The following is a 25,012-nucleotide window of genomic DNA, read 5'->3' on the forward strand; positions in this document are numbered from 1 at the left end:
AACGCCTCCTTACGCTGTGTGTGGTGGCCTACCCGCTGCACTCGAAAAGCGCTGCCAAGCGGCCAGAATGGCTAACCGTGTTTCGTCGGGGTGCTCCATCGGAAACATATGGGTTCCTGGCGTGTCGCTCACGGTTAAGCCTTTCCGCTTCAAACGTTTGATACGCGCTGTGGTAAGCAAATCCGACTCCTGACCGGCAATAATCGCCAGCGGCACGCCTACCCGGCTCGGCAAGCGCGAAAGGTGGTCCGGCAAGTGGCGAAAAATCTCCACCTCGACACGCGGATCAAACGTCAATTCTGCGCTGCCATCCTCTAAAAGCCGGGTACCTGCTTCAATGTAGTCGTTAAGCGCTGCCGGGGTAAAGCGGCTAAAGAGGCCGCGCTGACTTAAGGATTTAGCCATCACCTCGCGGCTTGGCCATACGCTGCGCCGGCCCTGGGTCTTACCTGCCGGTGTGATGCGATCCATAAAACCAAAACGCTTGGCCACTTTCATGGCCCAGGCATCGGCTCCCAACATCAACGGCGGGTCGAGCAGGATCACCCCGCAAAAACGCTCGGGCTGCTTGTCGGCCGCCATGGCCATCAGCGTGCCGCCCAGCGAATGCCCCACGCCTAGCAGGGGCGCTTGGGTATCCGGCAGATAGCTTAATAGCTCATCCACCAGGTTGGCCCAATTGTGGTTCACTGGGTAGTCTGGATGATGGCCAAGCCGATCCACGGGGTGGATCTCAAAGGTATCGGCCAAGGGTTCGAGCAGGCTTTTATAGCTTAGCCCAGGAAACCCATTGGCATGGGCAAACATCAAATGAGGCCGTGCGGGGGTTGTTGTCATAAAAAAACTCTTGGGCCTTTAACGCCGCCGTTATGGTCGCCAGTACACGTGGCAATACCGTTTTCATACAATCGTTCTCATACAAGCGTTTTCATACAACCGTTTTAACGTGCGAACTAAAGAGCGTCAATCGACATAAGGTTTAACAGGCTAACAAAATATCGGTAGGCGCTGATTTCTAAAACAGAGAGAGCTGCTCAGCGGGTGCGGCTTCTGCCAGGCGATACCCCACCCCCAGCAGACGCACCGGGCGCTCGCCGCGTGCCCAACCAACGTTCAACAGCGTCTCGAACTGCTCAAGGTTGGGCGCGGGGTCGGCATGCTCCACCGTGGTTTGGGTAAAATCGTTAAACTTCACCTTGACCATTAACCCTCTTACGCCAGGCGGTGGGTCCAAGCGGGCATAGCGGCGCTCTAAATCTTCTAACAGCACGGGGAGTTGTTGGCGGCACGCCGCAAGCGTGGGCAGGTCCTTGGCATAGGTCTGCTCGGTACTTACCGATTTACGCTCACGATGGGTTTTAACCGGCCGCTCGTCATGGCCGAGGCTTAACTCGTGCAGGCGTTTACCAAAGCGGCCAAACTGTTCCACTAGCTCAGTAAGTGGGCGAGCGCGCAGGTCAGCGCAGGTATGGATATCCAGCCGCGCCATCTTTTCAGCGGTGCGTGGGCCCACTCCATGAATCTTTTTCACCGGCAGCGCCTGCACAAAGCGCTCCACTTCATCAGGCGTAATCACACACAGGCCGTCCGGCTTGTTCCAGTCGCTGGCGATTTTGGCGAGGAACTTGTTGGGCGCCACTCCCGCCGACACGGTGATGCCTACCTCTCGCCGAACCCGCTCGCGGATCGCCTGCGCCATGCGCGTGGCACTGCCCTGGTGCAGCGTCACTTCGGAGACATCCAAAAACGCCTCGTCCAACGACAGCGGTTCGATTAAATCGGTCACCTCGCGATAAATCGCAAAGACCTGGCGCGCCACTTCCTTGTACTTGGCCATATCGCCACGGATAAGCGTTAAATGTGGGCAGCGTTTCAGTGCCTGAGCCATCGGCATGGCGGAATGAATGCCGTATTCGCGGGCGGGATAATTGCAGGTCGCGACCACCCCGCGCTGCTCGACGCTCCCCCCAATGGCAATGGGAATATCCTTGAGCGCCGGGTTGTCGCGCATTTCTACCGCCGCGTAAAAGCAGTCACAGTCGCAGTGGATAATTTTGCGCACTGGCCACCCTTCTCACCTGTAAAAAAACACAGTTTATCACAGGTTTTTCCTGTTCAGGTCCCGCAGAATGTTCTCAATACTTGTTCGCTGCTGGTGGCGGGAACGGCCAGACGGCGCGCTTCCGGTGAATCCTCGAAGGGCTTAGTCACCGCTGCAAGCAAGGTATGAAAAGGTGCGTAGTCGCCCTCGTAAGCGGCATTAATGACCTCCTGAACGCGGTGGTTACGCGGAATAACGACCGGATTGGCGTGCCGCATCGCTTCCCAACGCGCTGCATCCTGATGGGCAACACATTCGGCCTGCCATGCTTCTATCCACGCGCCCAAGGCGTCAGGCTGAGTGGTTAACGCAAGCACGGCATCATGGGTTTGGGCACCTGGTGAGGCGGCGTACTGGGTCAGCGCGTCAAAGGTTGCCGTCATATCCATCTTGCCTTGGGCCATTTGGATTTCAAGCGACGCCATCAGCGTATTGGCTTGCTCGCTATCAGACGAAAGCCCTAACTTGTCCGCCTGACGCTTGCGCTGCTCATCGGCATGTATATCGGTAAAACGATGAATGGCTTGCGTTGCCTGCTCCACCGCTTCATCGCCCTGCGTCTGCATTAGCGGCAGTAACGTTTCCGCCAAGCGGGCCAGGTTCCATTGGGCAATCGCGGGCTGATTGCCAAAGGCGTAGCGGCCAGCCTCGTCAATAGAGCTAAACACCTTTTGCGGATCAAACTGCTCCATAAAGGCACAGGGTCCGTAATCAATGGTCTCCCCGGTGATGCTGGTGTTATCAGTATTCATCACACCGTGGATAAAGCCTACGCTCATCCAGTGCGCCACCAGCGCGGCCTGGCGGGCAACAACCGCCTCCAGCAGTGCCAGGTAAGGATCATCGGCCTGGGCCGCGTCTGGGTAGTGGCGCTCAATCGCGTAATCCGCCAGGGCTTTTAGGGTCTGTTCATTACGCAGCACCGCAGCAAACTGAAAGGTGCCAACGCGCACGTGGCTGCGAGCCACCCGGGTAAAAACAGCCCCTGGCTCAGGTAGTTGGCGTCTAACCACCTCTCCGCTGGCTACCGCGGCCAGCGCCCGCGTAGTGGGTACGCCAATCGCCGCCATAAATTCACTGACCAGGTACTCACGCAGCACAGGCCCCAAGGGCGAGCGGCCATCACCGCCGCGTGAAAAAGGAGTTCGCCCGCTGCCCTTCAGCTGTATATCCCGCCGCTGGCCCTGCTCGTCTACCACTTCGCCCAGCAAAAGTGCCCGGCCATCCCCCAACTGAGAGACAAAATTACCAAACTGGTGGCCCGCATAGCCAAGCGCAATAGGGTCCGCGCCCGGGGGCAGCGTATTGCCGCTAAACCACTGCGCTAGCGTGGCGTTATCAGGTACCTCACTCGCCCCCAGGGTTTGAGCAAGGGAGTGATTAAAGGCAATTAAGCTGGGCGCTTTTACCGGCGTGGGCTGGCACGCCATCCACAGCGGCTCAGGTAGTGTTTTGTAAAAATGCTCAAACGTCAGCACAGTCACCTCCTCTATCATTGGGCGTTATCTCCTAATACCCTAGCAGTTCACTCAAGCAGGCGGTGAGATAATGTCATCTCTTCACGGGTTACCTTTGCCTCCGGTGCCACGCGACTTCTATCAACGCGATACCGTCGCCGTCGCCAACGACCTGTTAGGTTGCTGGTTAGTACGAGTTATAGACGGCGTTCAAATGGCGGCGCGTATTGTCGAAACCGAAGCTTATTGTGGCGTCCACGACTCAGCCTGCCATGCCCACCGTGGATTAACGCCTCGCACGGCGGCGATGTTCGGCCAGCCCGGTCACGCCTACGTGTACCTGGTGTATGGCATGCACTGGCTGCTTAATATCGTCACCGAACCTGAAGGGTCGCCTTGTGCAGTGCTGATCCGCGCTGTTGAACCCGTGCTTAACGAACCGGCCATGCGCGAGCGGCGCAGTATACCGGGTAGGCAATTATGTAACGGGCCCGGCAAACTCACCCGGGCACTTGGCGTGGATAAAGCACTTTACAGCCACGATATGACGCGCGCCGAGCAGTTGTGGGTATGTGCAGGCAGCCACTCGACGCCCATTGCCAGCGGCCCGCGTGTCGGCATCGACTACGCCGAGCATCATGATCGTGATGCGCCCTGGCGGTTTTGGCTGGAAGGCAACCCGTGGGTATCCAAAGCGCGCTGACCCAGCGTCAACCGCTTAACGGCATGGGTTAATACCGGCGTTAATGGGGCGCGCCATTGATGGCTGAGTAGCGTATCTGCCCGGGTAACACCCAGCGACAGCGAGGCAATGGGCAAGCCCATGGCATGAGCATCACGACAGAAGCGGTAGCCCGAAAACACCATTAACGACGTGCCTACGGCCAGCACCGCATCCGCCTTGTTCAAGCCTGCCTGCGCCGCTTGGCGACGCTCTGCAGGCACCACATCGCCATAATAAACCACGTCCGGCTTTAAAATACCGCCGCAACGCGGGCAATCAAGCACGCGAAACGTACTGAAATCGGTTTCCAGGTCAGCGTCGCCATCTGGCGCGTGCGTGGCATTAAGTACCGCAAAGGCAGGGTTCATGCGCGCCATTTCGCTATGCATGGCATGGCGCATCATCTGGTAATGGCAGGTCATGCACTTCACCAGATCCGCCCGACCGTGCAGGTCGATGACACGCTTTGAACCTGCCCGCTGATGAAGGCGGTCAACATTCTGCGTTACCAAAAGCTCTACAAACCCCATCGCCTCTAGCGCTGCCAACGCCTGGTGAGCGCCACTTATTTGGGCTTCGCGGAGTGCTTTAAATCCGACCAGCGCACGCGCCCAATAGCGCTGACGCACGCTGAGCGATGCCATAAAGTCACCATGCTGAACAGGAGGTGGCCGCTTCCACTGACCGTTAGCGTCGCGGTAGTCGGGAATACCGCTATCGGTACTCACACCTGCGCCGGTAATTACCCACAACCTGGGGTGCTGCTCGATAAAGCGAGCAAGCTCAAACCCCGCCTGGGCCACACTTTTTTCCATTTCCACGGCCTGCGTCAATTGATGCCCTAGGCAAGTTTCCCCTATCTCGACGATACTGTAGGACATTATGGGCACATGCAACGTACCTGGTCTTAACGTACCTGGTCTCAACGTACCGGGTCTTAACGTACTTGGTCTCAGCGTACTGAGCAGCGATGCCTGACCATGCATTGAAGGAGCGCCTCATGCAGAGCGATCACGATATTATTATTGTTGGCGGCGGTATGGTGGGAGCCGCGCTGGCGGCCCGGTTGGGTAACGCGGGCTACGCTATCGGACTGATCGAGCGAGGTGCCGAGCCTACCCCCATGAGCGGCGATTATGACCTGCGTATTTCATCGTTAAACGCCCGCTCGCTGGCGTTTGTTAAGCTTAGCGGTACAGAACTGCCCCAGGAACGCTGCTGCCCCTTCCGCCACATCGATGTCTCCAACCTGGACGGCACTGGGCATAGCGTGTTCTCTGCCAGTGATAGCGGCATGGACGATTTTGGCCTGTTTATTGAAAACCGAACACTTCAGCACGCCCTTTGGCAGCGCCTTCAAGAGCTGCCCAGCGTTACCTGTTATACCCACTGCGCACCTATCAATACGCTGATTGCTGGCGACAAACGGGTGGTCGAACTGGATAACGGCAAGATGCTGAGCGCGCGCCTGGTGGTCGGTGCCGACGGCGCGCGTTCAACGCTACGCCAGCTAGCGGGCATCGAGGTCACTAGCCATAACTACCATCAGCGGGCGCTGATTGTGAACGTGGAAACAGCGCTTCCTCAGCAGGATGTGAGCTGGCAATACTTTACGCCGACCGGACCCATCGCCATGCTGCCGCTACCCGGCCATCGGGCATCGTTAGTATGGTACGACCATGATGAGACGACCAAAGCCCGCGAAGCGCTGGATGACGACGCGCTTAAAGCGGCGATTGAAAACGCGTACCCCAAGCGGCTGGGCAAACTGACCCGCATTGTCGCTCGCGCCAGCTTCCCGATTAAACGCCAGCACGCCCGCCGCTATATCGGCAAGCGCTTGGCGTTAATTGGCGATGCTGCCCATGTGGTTCACCCGCTGGCAGGCCAAGGGTTAAATATTGGCCTGCACGATGCCGATACATTGGCCGAGATGGTTATTAAAGGCCGCGACCCGGGCGACCACATTAACCTGCACCGCTTCGAGTGCCAGCGCCGCGTGGCAAATCAGGCCATGATCGCCGCGACCGACAGCTTCCACCACCTGTTCACCGGCGCCAAACCGCTGCGCCAGCTGGGTGATCTAAGCCTGCATTTGGCCGAACGCTTCCCACTCGCCAAGCGCATGATGATGCAACAGGCCAATGGGTTGAATCCGTTTAAGAGGGGATAAAAGTATTTGATAACGGTCGGTAAACGCAGTGGCGCAGGCTGCCAAGTAGTGGAGCTTGCACCAGCTACTTACGGGTTATTAGTACTTCGTAAGGCGGTGAGCCCCACTCCCGCTGACTGAAAACCACCGTCAACCGCAATTGTCTGCCCCGTGACATACCCGCCTTCAGGGGAGCATAAAAAGGCAATCACCTCGGCTATTTCTTTCTCCTGGCCAAACCGGTTAAGAGGAATGGTCTCAAGGTAGCTTGCTTTCATTTCCGGCGCGGCTTCCACCAGCTTTGCCAATAACTCCGTCTCTACGGGCCCAGGCGCCACGCAGTTGGCTCTTATACCGTGCTCGCCCAACTCCATTGCCTGCTGCTTGGTTAAATGAATAACCGCCGCCTTGGACGTACCATAAGCCGTTCTTAACGTACTGGCGCGCAAACCCGCGATAGAAGCTACGTTAACAATCGCTCCGGATACCTTTTTCATCAGCGGCGTAAGGGCTTGCGTAACAAGAAAGGTGCCGTCCAGGTTCACCGACATGATTTTTTTCCAACTATCAAAGCCAGTCTCCTCTATCGGATGAAGAGCGGCTATTCCTGCGTTATTGACGAGCGCGTCGACACGACCATATTGGCGCTCGATGACCGCAGCCATGGCGCTAACGTCATCAGGATTAGAAACATCACATTCGATTGGCAGCACGCTGCTATACGTCTCGGCCAATTCGTTGGCAACCGTATAGCTCATGTCCACCACGGCTACGTCATAACCCTTTGCAAGAAAAATCTCTACGGCAGCAAGCCCGATTCCCCGCGCACCACCGGTTACAACGGCAACTTTTTTAGTGACCATCAAGCACCTCTTCTCTCGTTATTATTGACTGACCAAAAACATGGATATCTGCGGGAAGAAAGCCACTAATGCGAGCCCTACCAAACACGCGCCAACACAAATAAAGGTGCCTCGCGCTATTTTTTCAATGGAAAGACCTGTCACATTCGCAGCGACATAAAGATTAATACCCACAGGTGGTGTTATCAGGCCAATGGAGAGGTTAATCATCACCAAAACACCAAACCAGACAGGGTCCCAGCCAAGCTGGTGCACAATAGGAAGAAACACCGGTAACGAAATAAACATCACCGTCACCGCATCCATAAACATGCCAATAATCAGCAAAATCAGCATGATAACCAATAAAACAACCCACTCATTGTTGCTCATGCCTAACAGCATGGAAGAGTAAGTGCCTACCAGGTCATCAACCGTCACCACCCAACCAAACAGGCTTGCGTAAGCAACCACCAGCATAACGACGGCAGACGATGCCGCCGCATCACTAACGGCTTCATACAATTTTTTGATGCTTAATGTTTTATAAATGACCGCACCCACCAGCAACGCATAGATAGTGGCCACTAATGCGGCTTCCGTAGGGGTAAACACACCGGCGTATATCCCTCCCAAAATAACGACCGGCGTGAGCAAGCCCCAAAAAGAGTCTTTAAAGGAAGCCCATAATCGACCTGCATAGCCCAGTTGCGGGTAAGGGTTATCACCCATCGACATAACGGAAGGTTCAGATGACAGGCCCGATGATCCCGCAGCTCCCGCGTTTTTCACGCGCCCCCACGGCAGGGTCACTATCATTAAACCGCCCATCATCAAGCCAGGTAAAATGGCAGCCATAAACAGCTTCGATATTGAGGTTTCAGCAATAACGCCGTAAATCACCAACCCGATAGAAGGCGGGATAACAATCGACAAGGCCGCGCCCGTACACACCAAACCTGCAGCATAGGCCTTGCGGTAGCCGTCTTCTTCCATGCCTTTTATGATCATGGGCCCAATGGCGGCAACCGATGCCGGGCCAGAACCACTAACAGCACCCCAAAACAAACAAACGACCGTACCGACGATGCCCATTCCACCGGGAAGACCACCCACCAGTACTCTGAAAAATCGGATCATCCGGTCAGCGATTCCAAGCCTTCCCATCAACGTTCCAGCAAGAATAAAGAAGGGAATCGCTAATAATGAAAATTTGGTAATACCTGTCGCAATCAAATCACCGGCGAGATCTAATCCAAACCCCATGTGCCACATGGCATAAATAGCGGACAGACCGAGTGAGAATGCGACGGGCACCCTCAACAAAAGCAGCAGGAAAAAGACGCTAATCATCTGTGAACCTGTCGAAAGCGTGCCGAAGATATCAAACATCTGCGCCTCCGATCGTGGGTTCCACGTTGCCGTTCATTTCTTGCCATGCACGCTGCAAAAATCGAATAGCAATGAGAATAAAGCCAAAAGGTATCGCAACGTGGTAGTACCAGGCGGGTAACCCTAGGCCGTAAGAGCGGGTTCCACTATTAAACTGATTGCTTAACACTTCCCAGGAGAAATAGGCTGACATGCATAGTAACGTTACAGACAGCAGCACAGACAACATAAAGACGACTGTTTTAGCGTGCCTTGGCAATACGTTATAGAGAACAGTTACCGCCAAGTGTTCACCCCGCCTTGCCGCAATCGCCGCGCCAAAAATAGTTAATATCAAAAACCCATTGGTAAGAAGTTCTTCTGTCGCGGCAAGCGAGTAGTTAGTACCGTATCGAACAACGACATTAGCGAAGCCAAGTAGCGCCATACTCAAGAAGAGGCCAGTGCATACTATTTTTTCAAATTCGTTAATTATAAATTTCATAAGGCATTGACCCTATACTGACACCAATAACTCTGACTAAGGTTAGTCAGAGTTATTGTCAGTAAATGCTATTCGTTATTGCTGCTTGGAACTTTCTATCGTTTCGACAAAGCTGGAAACGATGTCAGGACCGACTCTTTCAGCCCAGATATCAAAGGCAGGTGCCGTTGCTTGCCTAAATACCTCGATCTCTTCCGGGGTCAATTCGGTAATATCCATGCCTTGTTCACGAAGGAAGTCGACGCCCTCAGCCGTATTTTCGCGTGTAATGGCGAGCTGATGCGCCATGGCCTGGTCAGCCGCTTGCTGAACCATCTCCTGCGTTTCAGCATCGAAGCTTTCCCAACGCTGCTTGGAAATGCCTAAAAAGATAGGGTCATACGAGTAGTGCCAGAGCGTTATATAGTCTTGCACTTCATAAATACGCTGGGGAATGATAACGGCACCAATTCCATTTTCCTGACCGTCAACAACGCCTTGCTGCAATGCCGAGATCGTCTCGACCCACTGCATTTGCTGCGGGTTGGCGCCCAATGCATCCATAACATCAACATACATAGGACCTGCCACGCGCATATTTAACCCGCGCATATCGTCAGGGCTACGAATCGGCCGTTTACTATTGGTCAGTTCACGAAAACCGCTTTCACCCCAGGCCAGCACCTTAACGCCCTTTTCATCCATGATCTCTTCAAGCAACTTAACCGGCTCGCCGTTCATGGTGGCGTCTACCTGATCATAACCGTCGTAGAGATAAGGCAGTGAAAAAACAGCCATTTCAGGTATTAACGGCGTGACATTAATGGCGGAGGTCATCACTAAATCAATAGCGCCCCTACCCACCATTTCAAACTGGCGCATCTGGTCGCCACCCGCTAACTGCGAGTTAGGAAACGTACGAACCGACAGTTCGCCTTCTGAGGCTTCATTTAACAAGTCGTTAAAGAGTTCAGCGGCTTCATGCCACGTGGTGGTGTCACCGGTGTTATGAGAAAGCCTTAATGTTTCAGCGGATGCCGCACTGGCAAAAAGCAAGCTTGCAGCAGAGGTGGCCCAGACAGTTTTTAAAAAAGCATGGCGTTTCATTATGTTCTATTCCTCGTGGCGTATCCGTGCTAACGCACTTGATTGTTATAATCCACAATATGGACCATTCGTTATATATACGACAATAAAAATTTGCCAAAAGCACTCCAGAAAGTCAAAGTATCAGCAAAATAAGCTCAATACACGCGCCATTAAAACAACAATCGGTCCATAATATGGAACACAAAGCCTTAATAACGGAGAGCACAACCGCTGGTGCACAAAGCGTCGACCGTGCACTGGGGTTATTAAGCCTGATTGCTCGACAAGCCGAAGGCAGCTCACTGGCCGATTTAACCAGGCACAGTGGTTTAAACAAGCCCACGGTAAGACGATTGCTGCTGGCACTTATTAATGCAGGAATGGTAGAGCAATCGCCCGCTAATCATCATTATCAATTAGGCCCAGAAGCCTATTTGCTGGGCCACAGAGCTTCCGAGCAACATAACCTGACGCGACTGGCTACGTGCAATGTCGCTCGTTTAGCGCAGCGAACGGAAGATGCCGCCTGTCTTTCTATCCGCCGAGGCCACTTCTCGCTGTGTCTGTATCGTGAAGACGGCGTTTATCCCATTCGGACCCATGCCCTTGTGCAAGGCGCCTATCATCCTCTGGGAGTAGGCGCAGGCTCACTCGCCATGTTGGCAGCGCTGCCTGACGCTGAAATTACCCACGTATTAGATGCACAACGCCCGCTCCTTGAACAGCAGTACCCCCAACTGGCTCCAGAGCATATGGTAAACCTGGTGAACGAAACGCGGTTGCAGGGCTATGCCGTTAACCCTGGGCTGGTGTTTGCGGATTCATGGGGAATCGGCATTGCCCTACGTTGGCCTGATGGCGTACTGGCCGGCTCACTTTCGCTAGCAGCGATAGAGAGCCGTATGCAGGAACCACGTCGTTCCCAAACGCTTGTGCCGAGATTAAAAGAAGAGGCGTTAGCGATTGAGCATCTGTTAGCCGCTGAATTTACAAGACATCAAACATCTCCCACTCCCCTCGCCAGGAGCAAATAATGACAAAAGCACAGATCGTCGGTTGGGCCCACTCCCCTTTTGGAAAATTGCCCGAACCCGACACCCAAGCGCTGATGCAAAGCGTGGTTCAGGATGCGCTCGTTCATGCAGGCGTCGATCATGAGGCTATCGACGGCATTTTTGTCGGTGTCTATAACAACGGTTTCTCGGCTCAGGACTTCCAAGCAGCCCTGGTGGCGATGGGCGACGAGCGCTTTGCGCACACGCCCGCCACGCGTTACGAAAATGCCTGCGCAACAGGCAGCGCAGCGCTGCATGGCGCGCTCGACTTTATAGAGTCTGGGCGTGGGCGCATCGCCCTGGTCATCGGCGCTGAAAAAATGACGGCAACGCCCACTGCTGAAGTGGGCAACATTCTGCTAAGCGCCAGCTATCACCGTGAAGAAGCCCATATTGCGGGGGGCTTTGCGGGGGTGTTCGGCGAAATTGCGGAACGTTACTTCCAAACCTACGGGGACCGCTCCTACGAACTCGCCATGATCGCGGCCAAAAACCACGCCAACGGCGTGTTTAACCCCTATGCCCAAATGCGCAAAGATATCGGCGTCGATTTCTGCGCCACCGTTTCAGACCACAACCCGACGGTCGCAGGCCCTTTGCGTCGCACAGACTGCTCGCTCATATCGGATGGCGCCGCAGCCATGATTATTGCCGATGCTGAGACGGCCGCTCAATTAAAGCGTGCGATTGCCTTTCGGGCACGAACGCAAGCCAATGACTTAATGGCGCTTTCAAGACGAGACATATTGGAGTTTCGTGGGGCATCGATGGCCTGGCAGAAAGCGCTCGCAAGCGCTGACGTCAACATTATGGATTTATCCCTCGTCGAAACACACGACTGCTTCACTATCGCCGAGCTGCTTGAGTACGAAGCGATGGGGCTCGCCAAGAAGGGGGAGGGCTATCGTGTTATTCAGGAAGGTATCACGCAAAAAGATGGCGCCTTGCCCGTCAACCCATCCGGCGGGCTAAAGTCCAAAGGTCATCCTATCGGCGCTACCGGGGTTTCCATGCATGTAATGGCCGCCATGCAGTTAATGGGTGAGGCGGAACAAATGCAAATACCCAATGCAAACCTGGCTGGCGTCTTCAATATGGGCGGCGCGGCGGTCACTAATTACGTGTCTATTCTGGAGCGTGTGAAATGAGCCTGAATGAACACAATAGCCTCGTGCCTGTTTCTACCCGAGTGATGAATCTGTCTCACCTTCTCACCGAAAGCTCGCGCCGCTTCTCGAATGAGATTGGTTTTGTGTGGGGCGAAAAGACCTGGACATGGAAAGAGATGGAGGAGCGTTCACAAGCGTTTGCGTACGCGCTCCGCCATGAAATGGGCCTGCAAAAGGGTGACCGCTTACTGGTTCAGTCCTCCAACTGCCACCAAATGTTTGAAGCGATGTTTGCCTGTTGGAGAATAGGCGCCGTATGGGTGCCGACCAACTATCGTCAGTCGCCCGACGAAGTGGCTTACCTGGCTGAATCCTCTGGGGCAAAAGGCCTGCTTTGTGGCGCCAGCTTTCCCCGTCACGCCACCGCTTGCGCCCCTCTTGTTGATGTGACGATCTCGATTGGAGAGAGTGATTTCGCCGTCGATTACGAAACGCTGGTGGAACGCTTTTCAGGCCAGCACATGCCAACCGCCGCGGTTAATCGCGATGACCCTGCGTGGTTTTTCTTCACCTCTGGCACCACCGGGCGCCCCAAGGCAGCGGTACTGACCCATGGCCAAATGGCCTTCGTTGTCACGAATCATTTATGTGACTTGATGCCAGGAACCAACGCCTCTGACGCGTCTATCGTCGTCGCGCCTCTGTCTCATGGCGCGGGCGTTCATCAGCTTGCCCAAGTCGCTCACGGCGTTAAAACCATACTCCCGGCGGACGAGAAATTTGACCCCGAGGTGATTTGGCAACTGGTTGAAAAGTGGAACGTGACCAACCTATTCACCGTGCCCACTATTGTCAAAATGCTCATTGAGCACTCCAGTGTAAAGCGGCATGACCACTCTTCCTTACGCTACGTTGTCTACGCTGGTGCGCCCATGTACCGGTCCGACCAGGTGAAAGCGCTGGAAACATTAGGGTCTGTGCTGGTTCAGTATTTCGGGCTTGGCGAGGTAACCGGCAATATAACGGTGCTGCCCCCTGCGCTTCACCACGTTGACGATAACCACATGAAAATCGGGAGCTGCGGCTTTTCGCGTACCGGCATGCAGGTGCAAATTCAGGATAGCAACGGTGCTGAAGTGGCCGCCGGTGAAACGGGAGAAATCGCCGTCATCGGGCCGGCTGTTTTTGCGGGCTACTACAATAACGCCGAAGCCAATCAAAAGAGCTTTCGAGATGGCTGGTTTTTAACGGGTGACCTGGGCCATCGGGATGAAGAAGGATTCATTTACCTGACCGGGCGCGTTTCGGATATGTATATATCGGGCGGCTCCAACATTTATCCTCGCGAGATCGAAGAGAAGCTGCTTAGCCATCCTGCCATTTCCGAAACAGCCGTATTGGGCGTACCTGACCCTGTCTGGGGTGAAGTCGGCATGGCCGTGTGTGTGCTTTACCCCGGCCAGCCACTGGATACTGCCTCCTTGAATGCATGGCTGAGTGAGCGCATTGCTCGCTACAAGATGCCTAAAAGCTACGTATTCTGGGAAGAAATGCCCAAAACGGCTTACGGAAAAATCACTAAAAAGCTCATTCGTGAAACATTAACTGAGCGTGGTGAATTACAGGAGGCAACATGAGTTCTCCTCCCAGCAATGCGGTAGCGCTTGGCTATATCGAACACCCAGGCACGCCTGCACAAACGCGCTACCAGGCGCAGCTCTGCCATACACAAGAGCGATCACTCACGCTTGAAGGCGGCCAGACGCTACATGACGCTATCGTCCAGACGCTTCAAAAGCAGGCCATCTCATCAGCGTACTTAACGATCAATAATGCAGCGATGCAAACGCTTCACTATGTCATCCCGGACGATGACCCAAGTGGGCAACATGCCGCCTGGTACAGTGAAACGCATCGCTTATCACCACCGGCAAACATACACACCGCAGGCATTCATGTAGGCCTGCGTGATGGTGAACCTTTCCTGCATTGCCACGGGATATGGCAGCGAGGCGATGGGCATACTTCAGTTGGCCATCTGCTAGCGCCCGTGTCGATATTAGCCAATGACATTGAGGTGTCGTGTATCGCGATAGAAGGCGCCTATTTGGCCGTCACGGCTGATGAAGAAACCCGGTTTCCTCTTTTTGCGCCTTACCAGGGCGCCAACAGTGCCGCTAAGCCCAATGCACTTTTACTGACGCTACGCCCGAATCAAGACCTCAATGCCGCCATAGCAGCAACGGCTAAACACTACGGCATTGATACGGCACAGATCATGGGCCTTGGAAGCCTGGTGCAAACCTGTTTTACAGACGGCCACCAGCTTAAAAGCCACGCGAATGAAATACTGATACTCGATGGAACATTGAAAGATGGGCAACCCTCACTTCAAGCGGTCTCTGTCGGTATCGGCGGCGAGCAACATCAAGGAGCGCTTGCCCCTGGGCGAAACGCTATCTGCGTTACCTGTGAGCTATTGCTGCGCTTTTAATTCGCTCTTATCAGTTAACGTAGAAGGCGTTATCGCCAAGTGGCTCGCTTGGCGCTGATGACGAATACCGACAGTTTCCCTTAACGCTATGCTATCGCGTGACCAATTATCGCTGGATAATTTAAGGTTACCTAGTCATACGATTCGCATTCGCCAATAGTATAATTAGGCAGCAAGCTAATGGACGGGATCCGTTTACCACTCTTTAGGATTAATCAATGTCTTCAGAATCGGCCGATTTGGCAGCGTTGGAGCGTTTTTTCGAGAAATTGGCACTGCTGCCTAAACCAGAACCTTTAACACCCAATTTGTTTTCCGTTGCAGGGCCAGGTCAGCATGAGAACCGGCTATCCAACTTAATGGCCTTCTTTATGGGCGGCTATCCCGGCGCACCGCACTGGTTAGCCAAAGCCATTTTGCATGCGCTAGCTCGTAAGTTTGATCATGACGATCTACAGCAAGTCGACTGGGAAGCAATCACTACCGAACGGGAAGTAGGAAGCTGGAATGTTGAAAGCGAGTCAACCAAACGCTTGGACTTAGTGGTTTCGGGAAACGACTTCGTATTAGGCATTGAGCATAAAGTATGGGCTTCAGCGACGAATAATCCGTTTTATGCCTATGACAAATTGCTGGGAAGCTACGCGGTTACCACCTACAAGTGCGTTTTATGCCCGGATGACACCAGAGAAGATGTTCGGATACCCGCCCAGAACGCAGGCTGGCCAACGCTATCCTACTCGGAAATAGTGGCCTCGGCGTATGAACTGTACGGGCAAGACGTGGCCCCGTCCAATCAGACAAAATGGCAAGTTTTCTACCAGGAATTATTACAGCATCTCGCCTCTATCGCCCACCCAACCGAAGAAAAGACGATGACAAAAAACGAACTGGATTTTTCGTTAAAGCATTTCAATAGCTTATATGAAGCATCTCAACGTTTGAAACAATTCGAGCAAGAACTGGTGGCGGAAGGTAAAAGTCATATTGCTGCTGCGTTGCAAATAGCGACAACGGATATCACTACCAAGAAAAACCCAGATATTTGGGGTGACGATATGCGCGTGTGTCGGTTTTCCCCTAGCGGTTGGGGTAACAACGGGGACTCACAAATATGTCTCGTTTATTATCCTTCTTCAGCGTCAGAAGGCGATGAAAGTATCGGTTTTGAAGTTCGGGTATATCTGGAAAGCCAAACAAGCAATGACCCTTGGCTAAAAAATATCGAGCAAGCTTTCTTGGATGTAACGCCTGTCACTAAACAGCCGAGCTGTAGCTGGTACAGAGACGGCAATGACACGCATACCTGGTACGAAGTTAAAGGGCGCTGGTTAGCATTGAGTGCATGGCCCCACGAGTACACTAAAGCAGGCGCCATGAAAGCGCTGGGCGATTTAGCGAAATGGGTGAACGAGCACGCCTTCCTGCCAGAAACCCAAGCCACAACCCTCGCCTAATAGTGAGCAGTTAACCATCGCTGTATTGCCTCAAGTGACGCCTCGCTCGGTAATGCATTGCAATAGCCACGTATTTCTTGCACTCCCCACTGGCTGCCTTGTGGGGAGAGCGCGATGGTTAACGCTTCTGGTGCTTCCATGTGGTAGACAAATACCTGGCGAGCGCTGACTTGTGCCGCATAACTGCCAATGCAGTGATGCATTTGCTTGCCTTCAGCCAGTAAGGCACCCCAACATTCCAACGCAACAATATCGGATTTTCTAAATGATACTGAATATTAATGCAGCGGTCTGTGGGTTGAATACGCTCAGAAGGTGTTAGTGACTAATATAAGCACCGTGTTTTAGCGAATAGATGAGCAAAAAAAGGGGTAGTCTATTTCTGGTAAAGCTCGCTATTGGGAGTGCTGTACCTTTAATCTCCGCCAAAGGGCTTGATCAAGACGAATCTCAGATTACCCTTCAACTTTCCCCACCGCCGGTGCCACTCGCCATGATGAAAACAGCGTTAACCCTATCGTTAGCTTTATGCACCATGACATTGATCAGCGGGTGTAACGACGACAACACCGCCGCTTCCAACGCACCAGCAACAGAGGCTGGAGCCGAGCAAAGCCAGCCCAATCATGAGATGACCGATCAGTGGGTTGGCCGATGGATCGGTGTGGAAGGATTATTTCTGGACGTCAGCCAGGACGATTCCGCTGGCCCCGGCCATTATCTGCTTGAAATGCAGTACGGCCTGGACGCCGACCAAAGCGGCACATTCGAAGGGCAAGCCACAGACGACGGCATTAGCTTCAGCCGCGATGACGGCCAGCAGCTACTTCGCGCAGGTGATGGCGAAGCCACCGGCTTGAAATGGCTAGCGGAGAAGGAAGACTGCCTGGTAGTTCAGGCAGGCGAAGGCTACTGCCGCGACTGATTTTCCCGGCAATCACAAGAAGCGGCTACCTGCTTTCGGGTAGCCGCCCATTCGCAAGAATCGTTAAAACCGGGAAAACTTATTCGCTCGCCACTTCAGAAAAGTGGCCCGACTTATCCAGACTAAATTCGAGAAAATCTCGTGCAAGGTAAAGCGATCCCGAATACGCGCTTTGGGCCTCTTTGCGGATATCCTCGATGGAAGGCGATGCCAAGGGGTTTAGCTGATAACGCGGGCTAAAGTGAGTCAGCACCAGGTTTGGCAGCGCTACCGATTCGGCAAAATCAGCTACAAGCCTGGCGTAGCTATGCCCCACCTCAAGCGCCTTCTGGGCCATTTCCTGCGTATACGTGGCTTCATGCACCAGCACTTGCGCCCCAGCGCACGCTTCCCACAACAGCTCAGGCTGGGCATTGTCTCCTGCGATGACCACTTTCCTGGCCTCATGCTTGAGGAGTAAGCACTCATGGCTTGTTAATGTCTCCCCCGCGAACTCAATATCGAACCCTCTTTTCAACTGCCCCCACAACGGCCCTCTGGGAACCCCTTTCTGGATGAGTTTTTCGATGTTCAGGGCAGCATCGACGTTTTTCTCTGTCAACGCATAGGCATAAGACGCCACCCCATGGGAAAGCTTGAACGTGGCAACCGCCATGTTTTCAAACTCAATGCTCGGCAGGTCATCTGAGCAGATAAATTCCAGCGCGAAGGGCAAACCTAGCTGCGTGGCCTCGCAAGTAGCCTCCAACCACGCTTTGATGCCTGCGGGTGCGACAATGGTAAGCGGCGCTTTTCGACCGTTCATTCCCGCGCTCGCCAGTATGCCCGGCAGCCCATAGCAGTGGTCGCCGTGCACATGGGTAATCAAAATGGCGTTTAATGAATGAAACGACAGCTTTGTGCGCAAAACCTGATGCTGGGTGCCCTCTCCACAATCGATCAGGTACCAGCCTTTTCCCTTGCTCTCGCGCAAAGCAATGCCGGTGACGTTTCGGCTTTTGGTGGGCACACCGGCGGAGGTGCCTAGAAACAGTAAGTTCATATTCTTCCGGGGCATCTATTGATTGGTATCGGCATGGCCGCTAAACAGTGAGAAAAATACCCAGCCAACGTGTGAATCGGTTGAATTGCCGCCATTATTCGTATGCATCGCTCATATTGCCACGACTCCCCAAATTTAAAGAGATCATTACTCCCTCATTAATAAACAATAAAGTCAGGTACTGAAACATGCTCTGCGATATCAATATTTTGAATACCCAAAATGCCACTTAACTTCGCCGAGTGTCACGCTTTACCGATACCTTCGGTAGCCCGTTGTAACAAGTGGTAGGCAAGGCCTCTGTCTAAATTAGCCAGCGGGGCCCCATCCTGGGTGGTAAGCATTTGGCACCCCTTTATTTAGCTGACAGCGATCAACATAAGCGCTAATAAGTCACACGACCGCAATACACATGCACCTTTCATGTGTTACCAATGGTTAGGCAACCCACTCTCTTTTAGGGACGATTTGCCATGACAGCCATCAACGAGAAAGTCTTCATCAGCCCCGGCCGCTACGTGCAGGGGGAAGGTGTTACCGCCCGCGCCGGACACTATGTGTCAGCGCTCGGGAAAACGGCGCTGCTGATTGCCGACGATGTGGTTTGGGACATCGCGGGTAAGGAGCTAAGCGCGAGCCTGGAAGGCGAAGGCGTCAGTTTCGAGCGTGCAGTGTTCGAAGGTGAGGCTTCTACCCGCGAAATCGACCGCCTCGTTGAGCTCGGCCGCAAGCAGCAGGCAGATGTCGTTATCGGCTTTGGTGGCGGTAAAGCCATCGACACTGCCAAAGGTGTGGCTGAAAAGCTCGAAGCAGCCTGTGCCATACTGCCAACCACTGCTTCTACCGATGCGCCTACCAGCGCCTTGTCAGTCATCTACAGTGACGATGGCGAGTTTGAGTCCTACCGCTTCTACAGCAAGAACCCTGACTTGGTGCTGGTCGATACCGGCATCATCTGCAAAGCGCCGCCGCGCTTTCTGGCCTCGGGCATTGCTGATGCACTGGCCACCTGGGTTGAGGCCCGCGCCGCCATCCGCGCTAACGCCAACAACATGGCGGGCGGCAAAGCCACGTTGCTGGGTGCTACGATTGGTGAGAAATGCGAAGACATCCTTTTTGAGCATGCCATGCTGGCCTACCAAGCCAACGAGGCGCAGATCGTCACGCCCTCATTTGAAGCCGTGGTCGAGGCCAACACTCTGCTCAGCGGCCTGGGTTTTGAAAGCGGCGGCCTGGCGGCAGCGCACGCCATTCATAACGGTTTTACCGCCCTGCATGGAGAAATCCACAACCTGACCCACGGCGAAAAAGTAGCCTACGGCACAGTCGCGCAGCTGATTCTCGACCAAGCGCCTCAGGCGGAGCTTGAAGAGTATTTAGATCTCTACCTGGCGCTGGGCCTTCCGGTGACACTGAAAGCGCTGAAGCTTGACCAGGCAAGTGAGGAAGATCTTTACCGAGTGGCCGAAGCGGCGCTTAAAGAGGGCGAATCAAGCCATAACCTGGCGTATGAGCTAACGCCCAAGCAGATTGTTCACGCTATTAAAGCAGTGGATGTGCATGCGCGGGCGTTTATGGAGAAGGTTGGCCTGAGCGAGTAAGGCCTAAGAGGCGGGGCGCTACGGCGCTCCGCCTTGGTCCCACTTGCCTGCGAGGCATCCAGTGAACAACTCGTGGAAATAGAGCAAATCTCAACAATCTGCACACTTTAGCCAGAAATCCAAACGTCTAAACCTCACGTGGATAGGATCTTGACTGGCGGTCTTCGGTCTTCCAGAAACTTGGAAGCAGTCTTTGATTCATACTCACTAAATGCCATATGGGTTCTTGATGGGAACGCCTACATAACGCCGCTTTAAGCAGTTAACAACACTACCACTTTGCCTACTCCATAGCCGGCAAATATTAAAGATGAAGAAAACCTAAAGTTGTAAATTCGTCTTAAACGCATTGTTATCTTATATATTTACTATCTTAACTCGACAAATCATGGACAGCTTTATCTTTCCTATGTAATTCATAATACAAAGCAAAAACTTATCATATGGAAAACTCATAACTCAAAAATTCTAACATCAAGCAAATCTAAATAAAATTTTTTATCAAGTTAAAACAATCCTATTATTTTCATTGATAATGTGTATTAGTGAGATTATATTAATAAATGAGAGACTTGCTCTCAAACATATAGGAAAAACCATCATGGCTCTAAAACCAGGTCCAAAACCAATTGCTGAATCAACAGGAAAACCTGATTAACGCCGACGCGACAATAAAAGCACGCCGGGAAACACTCCAGAATTGAAACCTAGCAAATCCTCGAAAAAATAGGATAGAGCACTGATAAAAGCTACCGTAATGGTAGCTTTTCATTCCACTTCTCGTCTTATTTGCATACTGTAAGCTAAGAGCATTTACACGTAAACCTACATTTTTAGCCTACGTAAGATTTTCGTTCTTACTCTTTTTGGCAACTATCACAACACCTTATTCCACCCGAAAATGCACATTAAGAAGACATGATCAAACGTAAGACAGGCCGTATGATCGCGGTGAAAGCTCCACTCTGTTTTTATGAATAAATTTGACCGACCTGAGAAAGGTTAGCGCTAATTAAAAGGATGCTGGCAGTATTCATTATTGTTTTACAGGATTTTTCAGATTGGTAACTTGTTTGGCGATCCATTATAAGCGACACGTTATCCTATTAAGGCTTATAACGCGTCAACGCAATGCCGCAAGCGATCAGCCCCGAAGACACAAACCGCCATACGCCGAAGCCTTCTTTTAGAATGATGGTGGAAATAAGCGCGGCAAACAGCACGCTGGTTTCGCGTAGCGCCGAGACCATGCCAAGAGGCGCGTAGGCCATCGCCCAGATAACGATCCAATACGCGCCAACCTGCATTCCACCGCCAGCGATGGCGGGTGCCAAGTTGCCGCATACGACTTTTTTTATTTCCCTGGCTTTCCACATCAGGGCAATCACAAACGTCAGTAAGCCGTTGCCGAGCGTCAACAACACCGCAAAGCCAAGTACCGAGCCCGCTTGCCGAGCGCCCAATCCACCCACCAGCGTGTAAGAGGCGATCAGGCCGCCCGTGCCCAACGCAAGTATTATGGCGCGTGGGTTGCGCGTAATACCGGTACGGCCGTCGAAGGCCAGCGACATCACCCCCACCCCGAGAAATAGCACCCCGAACAGCGGTAACATACCCAACATTTCGCCCGCGAACGCGGCCGCGCCCAAGGTGACGAGTAATGGCGCCGAGCCCCGCGCGATAGGATAGACTTGGCCGAAATCACCATACTGGTACGCCATGGGCAGGCAGAAGTGATAAGCCGTATGTATCAGGATAGCCAGGCCCAGAAGTGGCCAACTGGCTGGGTCTGGGAGCGTGACAAAAGGCAAGGCGAGTGCAGAAACAGCGCTGCCCAATAACGTGATCACCGCCATAACAGCAATTCTGTCACCGCTCACTTTGACGATCGCGTTCCAACTGGCGTTGAAGAGCGCCGCGAGCAGAACGATCATGGTTATTTCGGGGCTCATATCACCTTATCCTTGGGCGGCAGGATACTACGTTAAGAAAAAATGGTTTTCCCAGCATAGCTTAAATCCCTGTACCCATAGACTTTGCTACTTACTGCTCGCATACCGCTTTTCACCACCGGGCCTCTAGCCCCTTAACGGTTAGCGTTTTCTTCAGCCACCTGACGAAGCGCATCGACCAGCACGTCAGCGGGCTGGGCGCCAGGAATCAGGTAGCGCCCGTCGAGGATGAATCTTGGCACCGCACTTACCCCTGCCTCCATGAACTGCTGTTCTGCCGCTCGAACCTCGTCCGCGTACTGATCAGAGCGGGCGATAGCCTCAGCGGCGTCGCCATAAAGCCCTACCTCAATGGCCTTCGTGAGAAAGCCGACAAGGAATTAACAGGTAGCGCTTTTCAAGATGGAAAAACCACCACGTCATCCCCCTCTTGCCATGGATGAAACTTGGTCATGGCCTGCAGAAAAAGCGCGTGTTCCAACCAGTGTTGTAGCCACCGCTGCAGGTGCGGATAAGGTAAGCTATAAAAGACATCGCGATCTACATGGGCAAATTGGCGGATAAAAGGCATGATGCCAATATCAGCAATGGTCGCGTTATCTCCCAGAAGATAAGGCTTTTGAGTCAGCTTCTCCTCTAAAACCTGTAAAAAAGCTTCACCCCGTTGCCGGTACTCTGCCTGGGTCATTTCGAGATGTCGGTCGGCGTATTTATAGCGATCCAACCAATGTTTAAATTCATTATCGTTTTGTTCGATCAGGGCATTGGCCTGGGTCCTAACCTTCGCAACTAACAGCCCTTGCGGATCTTGTTGCTCAAGCGCCCACACCATTATTTCTCGGCTCTCTTCAATCACATTACCATCAAAAAGCTGTAAAACAGGCACAGTGCCTTTCGGGCTAATCGCTAGCATCTGGGCCGGTTTGTTCTTCAATGTGATCTCGCGCAGCTCCACCGGTAACTCAGCAAACAATAAGCCGAGCCGGGCACGCATGGCATAGGGGCAGCGACGAAAAGAGTAAAGGCGATGAAGTGATGACGTCATGGGCATTTTTCACAGTTGAATTGAAGTCAGTAGACTCGGTGACCACTCTAAGGCGAGACGTTAGCCGTTCGCGTTTTCTTCAGCCACCTGACGAAGCGCATCAACCAGCACGTCAGCGGGCTGGGCGCCAGAAATCAGGTAGCGACCGTCGAGGATGAATCCCGGCACAGCGCTCACTCCTGCTTCCATAAACTGCTGTTGTGCCGATCTAACCTCGTCCGCGTACTCATCAGAGCGGGCAATGGCTTCGGCAGTGTCGCCATCAAGCCCAACCTCAATAGCCTTCTCGCGTAGAACCTCTGGGTCTGAAGGGTTTTTCGCCTCACCGAAGTAGGCATCAAACAGGGCCAGTTGTAGGGCCGTCTCTCGGTTCTGCGTAGCCGCCCAGGCAAGCACCCGGTGGGCATCGAAGGTGTTGTTCGCCCGGCGCTCAAGGGCGCCACGGAAATTCAGGCCAAGCTCTTCAGCCACCTTCATGATCTCACACTGGGACTGCTCCATGGTGGCCGAGTCCTTGCCGTACTTGCGGCACAGATGCTCAAGTATGGGCTCGCCCTCGGGTGGCATGTCGCGGTTGAGCTCGAAGGGCTGCCAGTGCAGCTTGATTTCGATCTCGCCCTTCAAGGTTTCCAGCGCTTGTTCCAGACGGCGGTAGCCGATGGCGCACCACGGGCAGGCAACATCAGATACTAAGTCGATTCTTACCTTCTGCATGATGGATCTCCTCGTCAGCTTCGGTCATTAAGGCTAAAACGCCGAGCCCTGGCTTGTATCACGAAAGACATAACCCTGGTCAAGGCTACCATCTCCTTCTCTTCATATAGAAATTCAATAAACGGCTTGGTCCGCCAAACCATCCGGGTGTATATTTGTACGGAATACCCGTACATCAAGGTGACCTTATGGACACTATTAGCGTTAACAAGTTTAGAGACAATCTAAAAAGTGTCGTAGAGCAAGTCATCAGCCGTCACGAACCCCTCAAGGTAACTCGGCGTGCTGGTGAGGCTTTTGTGGTTATCAGCGCGGATGACTGGGAGAGGGAGCAAGAAACGCTCCACGTACTGCAAAGCAATAACCTTATGCAACAAATTGCTGACTCTCTTGAGACACATCAAAGCCGCCAAGGTTATCAACCGACCAAAGAGCAAATGGATGAGATCACTGGTATTTGAGGGGAATACCTGGGATGCGTATGAAACCATGCGTGAAAAGGACAAACGCCTGCACAAAGCGCTCTGTAAATTGCTCAAGGAAATGCTACGTACTGACGATCCCGCCTCTGGCTTGGGCAAGCCTGAACCGCTCAAACACAACCTGACGGGGCTATGGTCTAAGCGAATCTCACAAAAAGACCGCTTGATATACCGATTCGACGATACCGCCATTTATATCTTCGCTATCGGAGGTCATTACAATCAACACTAAAAGGGATTGGCTCTGCAGGAAGTCATGAGCGACCCAGCGTTGTTATCACCATGCTCCACTCCTAGAAAAAGCCACTTTGCCTCTATCCCAGAAAAATGGCTCGTTTAATCCAAGGCGTATTCGCTAAAATCCCGCGCCAAATAAAGCGAGCCTGAATAGGCCTTCTGGGCCATCTCTTCGGTGTAGGTGGCTTCATGCACCAGCACCTGCGCGCCCGCACACGACTCAAACAACAAGTCAGGCTGATCATTGTCCCCTGCGATCACCACTTTTCTCGGCTTGTACTTGAAGATCAGGTAGTCATGGCTTTTTAACTGATCGCCTTCAAACTCTATATCAAACCCTTGCTTCAACTGCCCCCACAACGGCCCTCTCGAAATTCCCTTTTGCGCTAGTTTATCCACATCCAAGGCAGCGTCGTCCCTTGTCTCCGTCAACCCATAAGCGTAGGACGGCGCCCGGTGTGAAAGCCTGAAGGTGGTAACGGCGATGCTCTCAAACTCAACGCTCGGCAGCTCATCCGAGTCGATAAACTCTAGGGCAAAGGGCAAACATAGCTGCGTGGCCTCACAGGTAGCCTCCAACCACGCCTTGATGCCTGCAGGTGCCACAATGGTAAGTGGCGCTTTCCGGCAGCCCATAGCAGTGGTCGCCGTGAACGTGAGTAATAAAGATGGCCTTCAG

General features: G+C 53.2%; 25 protein-coding genes and 1 pseudogene. 11 read left to right on the forward strand and 15 right to left on the reverse strand.

Annotated elements, in window-relative coordinates; translation table 11 throughout:
- Positions 1-9: 9 nt before the first annotated feature.
- The 3 genes from ACT3RU_RS12685 to ACT3RU_RS12695 form a co-directional block, all read right to left on the reverse strand.
- On the reverse strand, positions 10-837 hold the full coding sequence (locus tag ACT3RU_RS12685; protein WP_192526554.1) for an alpha/beta fold hydrolase: 828 nt from the start codon (positions 835-837) through the stop codon (positions 10-12).
- A 178-nt stretch (positions 838-1,015) separates the two neighbouring features.
- Positions 1,016-2,062, reverse strand: a complete 1,047-nt coding sequence (gene dinB / locus ACT3RU_RS12690; RefSeq protein WP_192526553.1) for a DNA polymerase IV — start codon at positions 2,060-2,062, stop codon at positions 1,016-1,018.
- A gap of 53 nt (positions 2,063-2,115) precedes the next feature.
- Positions 2,116-3,597: a protein adenylyltransferase SelO gene (locus ACT3RU_RS12695; protein WP_192526552.1), complete on the reverse strand. Its 1,482-nt coding sequence runs from the start codon at positions 3,595-3,597 to the stop codon at positions 2,116-2,118.
- Between the two features lie 52 nt (positions 3,598-3,649).
- Between ACT3RU_RS12695 and ACT3RU_RS12700 the strand changes: the two genes are divergently transcribed.
- Positions 3,650-4,261, forward strand: coding sequence for a DNA-3-methyladenine glycosylase (locus ACT3RU_RS12700; RefSeq protein WP_192526551.1), 612 nt, complete (start codon positions 3,650-3,652; stop codon positions 4,259-4,261).
- On the opposite strand, the gene ACT3RU_RS12705 is transcribed toward ACT3RU_RS12700, so the two are convergent.
- Positions 4,195-5,097, reverse strand: a complete 903-nt coding sequence (locus ACT3RU_RS12705; RefSeq protein ID WP_087107848.1) for an NAD-dependent protein deacetylase — start codon at positions 5,095-5,097, stop codon at positions 4,195-4,197. The genes ACT3RU_RS12700 and ACT3RU_RS12705 overlap by 67 nt on opposite strands.
- 185 nt (positions 5,098-5,282) lie before the next feature.
- Between ACT3RU_RS12705 and ACT3RU_RS12710 the strand changes: the two genes are divergently transcribed.
- Positions 5,283-6,455, forward strand: coding sequence for a UbiH/UbiF/VisC/COQ6 family ubiquinone biosynthesis hydroxylase (locus ACT3RU_RS12710; protein ID WP_192526550.1), 1,173 nt, complete (start codon positions 5,283-5,285; stop codon positions 6,453-6,455).
- 68 nt (positions 6,456-6,523) lie between these two features.
- Here the strand turns inward: ACT3RU_RS12710 and ACT3RU_RS12715 are convergent, their stop codons facing one another.
- The 4 genes from ACT3RU_RS12715 to ACT3RU_RS12730 form a co-directional block, all read right to left on the reverse strand.
- Positions 6,524-7,297 (reverse strand): SDR family NAD(P)-dependent oxidoreductase, encoded by a 774-nt coding sequence (locus tag ACT3RU_RS12715; RefSeq protein ID WP_192526549.1) that lies wholly within the window; start codon positions 7,295-7,297, stop codon positions 6,524-6,526.
- Between the two features lie 21 nt (positions 7,298-7,318).
- The gene (locus ACT3RU_RS12720) at positions 7,319-8,668 is read right to left on the reverse strand and encodes a TRAP transporter large permease (protein ID WP_192526548.1); all 1,350 of its coding nucleotides are present in this window, start codon (positions 8,666-8,668) and stop codon (positions 7,319-7,321) included.
- On the reverse strand, positions 8,661-9,152 hold the full coding sequence (locus ACT3RU_RS12725) for a TRAP transporter small permease (RefSeq protein WP_192526547.1): 492 nt from the start codon (positions 9,150-9,152) through the stop codon (positions 8,661-8,663). Before ACT3RU_RS12725 ends, ACT3RU_RS12720 begins: the two co-directional genes overlap by 8 nt.
- 75 nt (positions 9,153-9,227) lie before the next feature.
- A complete protein-coding gene (locus ACT3RU_RS12730) occupies positions 9,228-10,238 on the reverse strand; it encodes a DctP family TRAP transporter solute-binding subunit (RefSeq protein WP_192526546.1) in 1,011 nt (336 codons plus the stop codon).
- 176 nt (positions 10,239-10,414) lie between these two features.
- Between ACT3RU_RS12730 and ACT3RU_RS12735 the strand changes: the two genes are divergently transcribed.
- From ACT3RU_RS12735 to ACT3RU_RS12755, 5 genes are all read left to right on the forward strand, one after another.
- The gene (locus ACT3RU_RS12735) at positions 10,415-11,254 is read left to right on the forward strand and encodes an IclR family transcriptional regulator (RefSeq protein ID WP_192526545.1); all 840 of its coding nucleotides are present in this window, start codon (positions 10,415-10,417) and stop codon (positions 11,252-11,254) included.
- Positions 11,254-12,423, forward strand: a complete 1,170-nt coding sequence (locus ACT3RU_RS12740; RefSeq protein WP_192526544.1) for an acetyl-CoA acetyltransferase — start codon at positions 11,254-11,256, stop codon at positions 12,421-12,423. Before ACT3RU_RS12735 ends, ACT3RU_RS12740 begins: the two co-directional genes overlap by 1 nt.
- Entirely contained in the window at positions 12,420-14,021 is a 1,602-nt protein-coding gene (locus ACT3RU_RS12745) for an acyl-CoA synthetase (RefSeq protein ID WP_192526543.1), read from the forward strand. Before ACT3RU_RS12740 ends, ACT3RU_RS12745 begins: the two co-directional genes overlap by 4 nt.
- Positions 14,018-14,878, forward strand: coding sequence for a PPC domain-containing DNA-binding protein (locus ACT3RU_RS12750; protein ID WP_192526542.1), 861 nt, complete (start codon positions 14,018-14,020; stop codon positions 14,876-14,878). The genes ACT3RU_RS12745 and ACT3RU_RS12750 overlap by 4 nt, the downstream gene beginning before the upstream one ends.
- Before the next feature lie 218 nt (positions 14,879-15,096).
- Entirely contained in the window at positions 15,097-16,335 is a 1,239-nt protein-coding gene (locus ACT3RU_RS12755) for a PDDEXK-like family protein (RefSeq protein WP_483392715.1), read from the forward strand.
- Here ACT3RU_RS12755 and ACT3RU_RS12760 read toward each other — a convergent pair.
- Positions 16,332-16,577, reverse strand: coding sequence for a PcfJ domain-containing protein (locus ACT3RU_RS12760; RefSeq protein WP_192526540.1), 246 nt, complete (start codon positions 16,575-16,577; stop codon positions 16,332-16,334). The two genes, ACT3RU_RS12755 and ACT3RU_RS12760, sit on opposite strands and share 4 nt — an antisense overlap.
- Before the next feature lie 113 nt (positions 16,578-16,690).
- On the opposite strand from ACT3RU_RS12760, the gene ACT3RU_RS12765 reads away from it, so the two are divergent.
- A complete protein-coding gene (locus tag ACT3RU_RS12765; protein WP_225733673.1) occupies positions 16,691-17,260 on the forward strand; it encodes a hypothetical protein in 570 nt (189 codons plus the stop codon).
- Between the two features lie 79 nt (positions 17,261-17,339).
- Here the strand turns inward: ACT3RU_RS12765 and ACT3RU_RS12770 are convergent, their stop codons facing one another.
- On the reverse strand, positions 17,340-18,302 hold the full coding sequence (locus ACT3RU_RS12770) for a ribonuclease Z (RefSeq protein WP_192526539.1): 963 nt from the start codon (positions 18,300-18,302) through the stop codon (positions 17,340-17,342).
- Between the two features lie 473 nt (positions 18,303-18,775).
- Between ACT3RU_RS12770 and ACT3RU_RS12775 the strand changes: the two genes are divergently transcribed.
- Positions 18,776-19,903 (forward strand): glycerol dehydrogenase, encoded by a 1,128-nt coding sequence (locus ACT3RU_RS12775; RefSeq protein ID WP_087110182.1) that lies wholly within the window; start codon positions 18,776-18,778, stop codon positions 19,901-19,903.
- Positions 19,904-21,009: 1,106 nt separating this feature from the next.
- Here the strand turns inward: ACT3RU_RS12775 and ACT3RU_RS12780 are convergent.
- From ACT3RU_RS12780 to ACT3RU_RS12795, 4 genes and pseudogenes are all read right to left on the reverse strand, one after another.
- Positions 21,010-21,855: an EamA family transporter gene (locus ACT3RU_RS12780; protein ID WP_192528683.1), complete on the reverse strand. Its 846-nt coding sequence runs from the start codon at positions 21,853-21,855 to the stop codon at positions 21,010-21,012.
- Positions 21,856-21,989: 134 nt separating this feature from the next.
- Positions 21,990-22,214 (reverse strand): annotated as a pseudogene (locus ACT3RU_RS12785) (DsbA family oxidoreductase); the annotation flags it as partial.
- Between the two features lie 38 nt (positions 22,215-22,252).
- Entirely contained in the window at positions 22,253-22,900 is a 648-nt protein-coding gene (locus ACT3RU_RS12790) for a glutathione S-transferase (protein ID WP_192528684.1), read from the reverse strand.
- A gap of 60 nt (positions 22,901-22,960) precedes the next feature.
- Positions 22,961-23,614, reverse strand: a complete 654-nt coding sequence (locus ACT3RU_RS12795; protein WP_192528685.1) for a DsbA family oxidoreductase — start codon at positions 23,612-23,614, stop codon at positions 22,961-22,963.
- A 188-nt stretch (positions 23,615-23,802) separates the two neighbouring features.
- Here ACT3RU_RS12795 and ACT3RU_RS12800 point away from each other — a divergent pair, with 188 nt between their 5' ends.
- Both ACT3RU_RS12800 and ACT3RU_RS12805 read left to right on the forward strand, forming a co-directional pair.
- Positions 23,803-24,075 carry a type II toxin-antitoxin system Phd/YefM family antitoxin gene (locus ACT3RU_RS12800; protein ID WP_192528686.1) on the forward strand — a complete coding sequence of 91 codons (273 nt, stop codon included), beginning with the start codon at positions 23,803-23,805 and terminating at the stop codon, positions 24,073-24,075.
- A complete protein-coding gene (locus ACT3RU_RS12805; protein WP_192528687.1) occupies positions 24,056-24,328 on the forward strand; it encodes a Txe/YoeB family addiction module toxin in 273 nt (90 codons plus the stop codon). Before ACT3RU_RS12800 ends, ACT3RU_RS12805 begins: the two co-directional genes overlap by 20 nt.
- A 104-nt stretch (positions 24,329-24,432) precedes the next feature.
- Here the strand turns inward: ACT3RU_RS12805 and ACT3RU_RS12810 are convergent, their stop codons facing one another.
- On the reverse strand, positions 24,433-24,879 hold the full coding sequence (locus ACT3RU_RS12810; protein WP_483392716.1) for an MBL fold metallo-hydrolase: 447 nt from the start codon (positions 24,877-24,879) through the stop codon (positions 24,433-24,435).
- Between the last annotated feature and the right edge of the window lie 133 nt (positions 24,880-25,012).

This window comes from Halomonas sp. TP35 (assembly GCF_052375975.1).
Classification (GTDB): domain Bacteria; phylum Pseudomonadota; class Gammaproteobacteria; order Pseudomonadales; family Halomonadaceae; genus Vreelandella; species Vreelandella citrativorans.